1 protein-coding gene is annotated in these 244 nt (G+C 61.9%); it reads left to right on the forward strand.

What is annotated here, in order from left to right:
- A partial coding sequence (locus SB724_RS21510; RefSeq protein WP_410573069.1) for a hypothetical protein occupies nucleotides 1-244 on the forward strand: 244 nt, incomplete at both ends.

Below are 244 nucleotides of genomic sequence, written 5' to 3' on the forward strand. Positions count from 1 at the left end.
GGCAATCTCGAGATGATCGAAGACAAGCTGCCGCCGGGGCCACTGCGCGATATGCTGCGTGAAGCGCAGGGTGCGGCGACAGACGGAGCGAAGCTGACGGGACAGTTGCTTGCCTTCGGCAGGCGCCAGCCGCTCAATCCCCGGCATGCCGATCTTGGCCAGCTTCTCACCGGCTTTTCGGATCTGCTGCGGCGGACGCTCGGAGAAAATATCAAGCTCTCGACCATTCTCTCCGGATCCGAAT

It is taken from the genome of Bacillus sp. SIMBA_031, from assembly GCF_046535225.1.
Classification (GTDB): domain Bacteria; phylum Bacillota; class Bacilli; order Bacillales; family Bacillaceae; genus Bacillus; species Bacillus velezensis.